Genomic DNA, 6,061 nt, shown 5'->3' on the forward strand with positions numbered 1-6,061 from the left:
GATCACTCGAAAAGGGTATTCCATGTCGATGAATCGTCGTGAATTCATGCAGATGCTCGCGGTCGCCGCAGCAGGCGGCATGACGCTGCATTCGAACTTCGCGCGTGCCGAGAAGTCGGCCGAAGCGCTCTACGACCTCCCGCCGTTCGGCAACGTCAGCCTGCTGCACATGACCGACTGCCACGCGCAGCTGCTGCCGATCCATTTCCGCGAGCCCAACGTCAACCTTGGCGTGGGTGGCATGATGGGCAACGCGCCGCACATCGTCGGCGAGGGCTTCCTCAGGCACTTCGGCATCAAGCCGGGCAGCATCGAGGCCCATGCCTTCACCTATCTCGACTTCGTCGAGGCTGCGAGGACTTACGGCAAGGTCGGCGGCTTTGCCCACCTGGCCACCCTGGTCAAGAAGATGAAGGCCAGCCGCCCCGGCGCGCTGCTGCTCGACGGCGGCGACACCTGGCAGGGCTCGGGCACTGCGCTGTGGACCAACGCGCAGGACATGGTCGACGCCTGCAAGCTGCTCGGCGTGGACGTGATGACGCTGCACTGGGAATCGAGCTACGGCGCCGATCGCGTCAAGGAGATCGAGGAGAAGGACTTCGCGGGCAAGATCGACATCGTCGCCCAGAACGTGAAGACCACCGACTTCGAGGATCCGGTCTTCAAGCCCTACGTCATCAAGAATATCAACGGCGTTCCGGTGGCCATCGTCGGCCAGGCCTTCCCCTACACCCCGATCGCCAACCCGCGCTGGCATACGCCGGACTGGAGCTTCGGCATCCGCGACGAGGACATGCAGCAGGCGGTGGACGCCGCACGCGGCGAGGGCGCCCAGGTGGTGGTGGTGCTGTCGCACAACGGCATGGATGTGGACCTGAAGATGGCAAGCCGCGTTACCGGCATCGACGCCATCTTCGGCGGCCACACCCACGACGGCATGCCGGCGCCCACCATCGTCGAGAACGCGGGCGGCAAGACGCTGGTGACCAACGCCGGCTCCAACGGCAAGTTCCTCGGCGTGATGGATTTCGACGTGCGCGACGGCAAGGTGGCGGACTTCCGCTACAAGCTGCTGCCGGTGTTCTCCAACCTGCTGCCTGCCCACCCCGAGATGGCCGCGTTCATCGACAAGACGCGCGCGCCCTTCCTCGAGAAGCTCACCGAAAAGCTCGCCGTCACCGAAGGCCTGCTGTACCGCCGCGGCAACTTCAACGGTTCGTGGGACCAGCTCATCGTCGATGCGCTGATCGCCGAGAAGGACGCCGAGATTGCCTTCTCGCCCGGCTTCCGCTGGGGCACCTCGCTGTTGCCGGGTGACACCATCACCATGGAGCATCTGCTCGACCAGACCGCGATCACCTACCCGTGGACCACGCTCACCGAGATGAGCGGCGAGATGATCAAGACCATTCTGGAGGACGTCGCCGACAACCTCTTCAACCCCGACCCCTACTACCAGCAGGGCGGCGACATGGTGCGCGTGGGCGGGCTGCAATACACCTGCGACCCGAATGCGGCGATGGGCAAGCGCATCGACAACATGATGCTCAAGGGCACGCCGATCGAAGCCGGCAAGACCTACAAGGTCGCCGGCTGGGCGCCGGTGTCGGAGGAGGCCAAGGACTCCGGCCCGGCGGTCTGGGACGTGGTCGCCGACTACCTTCGCGGCCAGAAGGTGATCACCCAGCGCGCGCTCAACCTGCCCACGCTCAAGGGTATGGACGGCAACCCGGGCGTGGCGATCTAAGCCCCACCCGCTGAAAGTGAGGCAGTCCGTCGTCGTGCGCTCGGTACGGCGACGGGCTGCATCCTTTGCAGCACCCTCCTAAATGTGCTCGTTTGCCGGAAACAGATTGCAAAAGCGCAACTCGAGCGGGTAGGGGAAAAAGTCTTCCACGTAGCCATCGCGGATGCGCTGCTGCGCCTGCTGCCAGAACTTCGGCGCGAGCAGGTCGCGGTGGTGCTTGAGGAAGGCCTTGCGCACGCGCGGCACGCCGAGCAGGAAGGTGGCGAACTCCTCGGGGAACACGTCCATCGGCCCCGCCGAATACCAGGGCTCGGCCGACATCTCCATTTCCTCATAGGGCGCGGGCGGGATGGCGCGGAAGTTCATGTCGGTCATGTACTCGATCTCGTCGTAGTCGTAGAACACGACCCGGCCGTAGCGCGTCACGCCGAAGTTCTTCCACAGCATGTCGCCAGGGAAGATGTTGGCGATCGCGAGCTCGCGGATCGCGTTGCCGTATTCCCGGACCGCCTCTTCCAGTTCCGTATCGTTCGCCTTCTCCAGGTAGATGTTGAGCGGCGTCATGCGGCGCTCGATGTAGAGGTGCTTGATGATCACCTTGTCGCCGTCGATCTCGAAGCTCGAGGGTGCGAGGGTGCGCAGCTCGTCCAGCAACTCGGGATGGAAGCGCGACAGCGGCAGCGCGGCGTAGGAGAACTCCAGCGTGTCGGCCATGCGGCCGACGCGGTCGACGTGCTTGACCATCAGGTACTTGCGCTTGACCGTGGCACGATCCATGTTCTTCGAGCTGCCGAAGGTGTCCTTGATGATCTTGAACACGTAGGGGAAGGAGGGCAGCGTGAACACCAGCATCACCAGGCCGCGGATGCCGGGCGCGATGATGAACTGGTCGTTCGAGTGGCGCAGGTGCGAGACCAGGTCGCGGAAGAACATGGTCTTGCCCTGCTTGCCCAGGCCCAGCATGGTGTAGAGCTCGCTGCGCGGCTTGTTGGGCATGATCGAGCGCAGGAACTGCACGTAGCCCGAGGGCACCTCCATGTCGACGAGGAAGTAGGCGCGCGACAGCGAGAACAGCACCGAGATCCGCCACGGGTCGAGGATCAGCGTGTCCAGATAGAGCAGGCCGCGCGCGTTGTGGCGCACGGCGATGGCGAAGGGGTATTCCTGGTAGCCGTTGACCGTCTTGCCGATGATGTAGGCGGTCTTGTTGCGATAGAAGGCCGAGTACAGCACCTGGATCTGGCAGTTGACCTCCATCTGCGGCCACTCGCCCAGGTGCGCCAGCGCGGCGCGCATCACCTGGTGGACGTCGCGCTCCAGGTCCTCGAAGCTGCGCTGCCAGTCGAAGTCCTCGACGATACGGCGGATGGTGGCGCGCAGGCCGCGCTCCTGCGGGTAGTAGCTCGAGTACACCGGCGGGTAGGATTCGATGAACTCAGTCGAGATCGCCGGGCGCGCAAACAGGTAGTCATTGTTGAAGTAACTGCGGTGCAGGATCTTGGTCGTCACCGAGTTGAAGAAGGTTTCGGCGAGTTCGGGCTGGCGGTGATTGATCAGCATGCCGATGAACTGCAGCTTGACCTGCTGCCAGGTGGCGTCATCGAGCGCGTCGGCGTCGAACTCGTCGAGCAGGCGGGCCACCGTCTCGGCTACGCGATCGTCGTAGAACTGCACCCGTTCGCGCACCGAATCGAGCTGCTTCTGCCATTGAGCGCCCTCGAACAGCTCTTTCGCGCGGCGCGAGGTTTCGCGAAAGATCCGGTAGTGCTTGTTGAAGCCCTCCACCAGGGCCTGGGCGATCGCCTGTGCGACCGGGTTCTCTCCCAACTGCACGTCCATCGAGCCTCCTCGGGGGTCTGGCGGGGGCCGTTCCGGCCCGCCCAACGGTGGCTCAGTCTATCACCCGCTCATGTGCCGGGCGGGGGCGTTGGGGCACGGCGGCGGTGCGTTTTTCCGTCCCCTGCCGGGAAGGCGCTTTCTTTCGGGCCGCGTTCTTTTGGAGGATAATGCGCCCTCGGTACAGGGCTGCGATGCGCCCGGTTCGCCGTCGCGCCCTTCCGTTGCTGTCACCACAGACCAGAACCGCGGACCCGTTCGCGGTCATTGAGAGAGGGAGCAGGCATGAGCGAATCCAAGATCACGGTACCCGCGGGCGGCCAGAAAATCGTCCCGGGGCAAGCGGTTCCGGACCACCCCATCATCCCGTTTATCGAAGGCGACGGCATCGGCGTGGACATCACGCCGGTGATGATCAAGGTCATCGACGCTGCGGTCGAGAAGGCCTACGGCGGCAAGAAGAAGATCCACTGGATGGAAGTCTACGCCGGCGAGAAGTCGACGCAGATCTATGGCCCGGACCAGTGGCTGCCGAAGGAAACCTTCGACGCCCTCAAGACCTACTCGGTGTCGATCAAGGGCCCGATGACCACGCCGGTGGGCGGCGGCATCCGCTCGCTCAACGTGGCGCTGCGTCAGGAACTCGACCTCTACCAGTGCGTGCGTCCGGTGCGCTACTTCAAGGGCGTGCCCAGCCCGCTCAAGCGCCCCGAGCTGACCGACATGGTCATCTTCCGCGAGAACACCGAGGACATCTATGCCGGCGTCGAGTGGCAGGCAGGCTCCGATGCGGCCAACAAGGTCATCCAGTTCCTGCGCGAAGAGATGGGGGTGCAGAAGATCCGCTTCCCGCAGGATTGCGGCATCGGCGTCAAGCCGGTTTCGGTCGAGGGCACCACGCGCCTGGTGCGCGCCGCGATCCGGTATGCGATCGACAACGACCGCAAGAGCGTGACCCTGGTGCACAAGGGCAACATCATGAAGTTCACCGAGGGCCTGTTCCGCGACGTCGGCTACAAGGTGGCGCAGGAGGAATTCGGTGCGCAGCCGATCGACGGCGGCCCGTGGTGCAAGTTCGCCAACCCTAAGACCGGCCGCGAGATCCTCGTCAAGGACGCCATCGCCGACGCCTTCCTGCAGCAGATCCTGTTGCGCCCGGCCGAATACGACGTGATCGCCACGCTCAACCTCAACGGCGACTACATCTCGGACGCGCTCGCAGCGCAGGTGGGTGGCATCGGCATCGCGCCGGGGGCGAACATCTCCGACCAGTACGCCTGCTTCGAGGCCACCCACGGCACCGCGCCCAAGTACGCGGGGCTGGACAAGGTGAATCCGGGCTCGCTGATCCTGTCGGCCGAGATGATGCTGCGCCACCTGGGCTGGAAGGAAGCGGCCGACCTCGTCATCCAGGGCATGGAGGCGGCGATCGCCGACAAGCAGGTCACCTACGACTTCGCCCGCCTGATGGAAGGCGCCAACGAGGTGTCGTGCTCCGAGTTCGGCGACGCGATGATCGCGCGCATGTAAGCCGTTCCGCCCCGCAAGAACCCGCCCGCTCTGCCCGAGCCGGCGGGTTTTTTGTTGCCTGTGCTTCACCCCGTCGGCGTCGGCGGATTCGATCGGTTCATTCCTGACACGCGCTGTAAGGGATAAGTAAGACTGATGTTTCTATAATTCGCACACTGCTGCATGGGCTGGAGTTGTCTCTTGCCGGTTCACGCAGTGGCGGTGTTTCACAGACAACGAGGAGACATGATGGAAAACAACAGTGCAGCTGGCTACTGGAAAGCCACACTGGGCCTCCTGACCAAGATCATGGTCGTGTGGTTCCTGGTGTCCTACGGGGCTGGAATCCTTTTCGCAGACGCGCTCAACAGCATCCATCTCGGCGGCTATCCGCTCGGGTTCTGGTTTGCACAGCAGGGCTCGATCTATGTGTTCATCGCACTGATCTTCTTCTACGCGAAGAAGATGGGTGAGATCGACCGCAAGTTCGACGTTCACGAAGAATAAACGGGGGGACGGACACATGGATCTTCAAACTATGACCTACCTGGTGGTGGGCGCGTCCTTCGCGCTCTACATCGGGATCGCAATCTGGGCGCGCGCAGGCAGCACCAGCGACTTCTACGTCGCCGGCGGCGGTGTGCACCCGGTCACCAACGGCATGGCAACGGCCGCTGACTGGATGTCGGCTGCGTCCTTCATCTCCATGGCCGGCCTGATCTCCAACATGGGCTACGGCGGCTCGCTGTTCCTCATGGGCTGGACCGGCGGCTACGTGATTCTGGCCATGTGGCTGGCGCCGTACCTGCGCAAGTTCGGCAAGTTCACCGTGCCCCAGTTCATCGGCGACCGCTTCTACTCGAAGACGGCCAGCACGGTGGCGGTGGTCTGCCTGCTGGTGGCCTCGATCACCTACCTGAATCCGTGTTCGCTTAGCCGGAAATCCAGCCTAACGCATTGATGTAATTG

At 63.7% G+C, this 6,061-nt stretch carries 4 protein-coding genes and 1 pseudogene; 4 read left to right on the forward strand and 1 reads right to left on the reverse strand.

Translation table 11 applies throughout. The annotated features are described in order from the left end of the window. Positions 1–22 precede the first annotated feature (22 nt). Positions 23–1,747: a thiosulfohydrolase SoxB gene (soxB, locus tag ACUH78_RS12275; RefSeq protein ID WP_435749532.1), complete on the forward strand. Its 1,725-nt coding sequence runs from the start codon at positions 23–25 to the stop codon at positions 1,745–1,747. A 78-nt stretch (positions 1,748–1,825) separates the two neighbouring features. On the opposite strand, the gene aceK is transcribed toward soxB, so the two are convergent. Next, a complete protein-coding gene (gene aceK, locus ACUH78_RS12280; protein ID WP_435749531.1) occupies positions 1,826–3,586 on the reverse strand; it encodes a bifunctional isocitrate dehydrogenase kinase/phosphatase in 1,761 nt (586 codons plus the stop codon). Positions 3,587–3,868: 282 nt separating this feature from the next. Here aceK and icd point away from each other — a divergent pair, with 282 nt between their 5' ends. The 3 genes and pseudogenes from icd to ACUH78_RS12295 form a co-directional block, all read left to right on the forward strand. Continuing rightward, on the forward strand, positions 3,869–5,113 hold the full coding sequence (gene icd / locus ACUH78_RS12285; protein ID WP_418363491.1) for an NADP-dependent isocitrate dehydrogenase: 1,245 nt from the start codon (positions 3,869–3,871) through the stop codon (positions 5,111–5,113). A 228-nt stretch (positions 5,114–5,341) separates the two neighbouring features. Continuing rightward, positions 5,342–5,599, forward strand: coding sequence for a DUF4212 domain-containing protein (locus ACUH78_RS12290; RefSeq protein ID WP_418363774.1), 258 nt, complete (start codon positions 5,342–5,344; stop codon positions 5,597–5,599). Positions 5,600–5,615: 16 nt separating this feature from the next. Then, positions 5,616–6,011, forward strand: a pseudogene (locus ACUH78_RS12295) (sodium:solute symporter family transporter); the annotation flags it as partial. Positions 6,012–6,061 lie beyond the last annotated feature (50 nt).

This window comes from Thauera sp. ZXT1-4, assembly GCF_052598215.2.